Annotated in this window: 1 protein-coding gene; it reads right to left on the bottom strand. The window is 72.5% G+C overall.

Annotated features, from left to right (window positions below):
• Positions 1-88: 88 nt before the first annotated feature.
• Complete coding sequence (locus ACG83_RS41450) at positions 89-1,669, bottom strand: transposase (RefSeq protein WP_054564590.1); 1,581 nt, start codon at positions 1,667-1,669, stop codon at positions 89-91.
• Positions 1,670-1,734: the final 65 nt, after the last annotated feature.

Consider the following 1,734-nt stretch of genomic DNA (forward strand, 5'->3'; position numbering starts at 1 on the left):
GAGCCTGTAGCAAATTGGTGGCGGGGATTCGGGTGATCGTTGGGTGTGCGGGTCTGGTGACCTGCCGCCGGCCGAGGCCGGGCCCCGCTTAGCTGGTGGCTGGGCGGGGGCCGGTGGCGCGGTGGAGTTTGAGCAGGTTGTGGATGGTGCAGGTCAGGACGAGTTCCGCGCGGACCGCGGCCATGCCGCGGCGACGGAACCGGCGGAGCCCGGTGACGTCCTTGATCTGTCCGTTGACGGGTTCGATGGTCGCGCCGCGCTGCTTGTAGCTCTCACGCCCGTCGGGAGTGAGGAGCCTGCGGGTCATCTGTTCCCGGGTGGTGGCGTCGATGTCGGGTGGCCCGTCCGGGATCGGCTGGCGGGTCAGGGTGCGTCGGCTGGCGGTCGCGATCAGCCGGTCGGGTCCGGGATGGGTCGCGGCCCGCGGGGACCAGTAGCCACTGTCCGCGACGATCAGCCCGATACCCCTCGGCCGGCCGCGGGTCAGGCTCACGGGCAGGGCCGCGGTGGCGGTCTGGGCGGCGTCGGCCATCGGGAGGTACTGGGCGACGTCGTTGGTCTGGTCGGTGACGTCGGCGGCGAGGATGACCTGACCGGAGCAGGCCACGAGCTGGGCGTTGTAGCCCTGGATCCACCCGCGCCGGGTCGGCATGACCCGGCTGTCCGGATCGGTGACGTTGACGTGTCGGGCCGGCCGGTCGGCCTGGGGTTTCTCCGCACGTGCGGCGGCGGCCTCGGCGGCGGCGAGAACGGCGGCGGCGGCGCGGACCCGGTGGTGTTCCTCGGGTGGGACCGGCCGGCGGCCGGCCCGCCGCCCTGCCGCGGTTCTCGCTTCCCGCCGGGCGGTGGCCTGGTCGTGGTGGGCGCGGACCTCGGCCAGGACCCGAGCGTGGACCGCCCGCGCCTCGGTGACCCGGTCGACGCCGGCGCCGGGCCGCCCGGCGCCCCGGCGGCCGGTGGCGATCACCTCCGGTCGGGGTGCGGGGGGTTCGTCCTCGTCGTCGGGTCCGTCGCGCCGGTCGAGGTGGTCGAGCGCGGCCCGTAGCCGGGCCCGGCGGCTGGTCCGGTCGGTGAGCTCGGTGGGGAGTTCGTCCCCGACCCGGTCGGCGAACAGGGTGTCCTCCGCGGTGTCGGTGGCGACCTGTTCGGCCACGATGTTCTCCGCGAGGCGGGCGAGTTCCCGGTCGATCCCGGTCCGGGTCCGGTTCGCTCCCAGCGACGCGTTCGCCTCGATCTTCGTGCCGTCCAGCGCGACGAGGCCGAGGCGGACCAGTCCCGCTCGTGCGCACAACGCCAACACCTGGGTGAACAGCCCGGCCACCGTGTCCTGGCAGCCCGCGACGAACCGGGAGATCGTGGCATGGTGCGGGAGGTCACCGGCGCAGATCAGCCGGAACGCGACATCGACCTCGCACAGCCGTTGGATCCGCCGGGACGAGCGGACCTGCTGCGACCAGGCGTAGACGACCAGAGCAAGGAGCATGTCCGGGTCGTACGCCGCCCGCCCGACCCCACCCGTGCGGTACCGGGCGTGCAACCCCGACGTATCGAGCTCGGCGACCAGATCCAGCAGGAACCACACCAGATGATCGTCCGGGAGCCAGTCGGTCATGTCCGGCGGGAGCAGGAACAACTGATCCCGCCGGACCGGCCGGTACCCACGCGCCATAAACCCGATCATCCCGGACAAAACATGATCACCCGGGTAGTGACACCTCAATTTGCGACAGGCTC

The organism is Frankia sp. R43 (assembly GCF_001306465.1).
Lineage (GTDB): Bacteria > Actinomycetota > Actinomycetes > Frankiales > Frankiaceae > Parafrankia > Parafrankia irregularis.

Excerpts from the sequence above, each read along its gene's own strand:
- ACG83_RS41450 (WP_054564590.1), bottom strand. The coding sequence starts at position 1,669 with ATGGCGCGTGGGTACCGGCCGGTCCGGCGGGATCAGTTGTTCCTGCTC.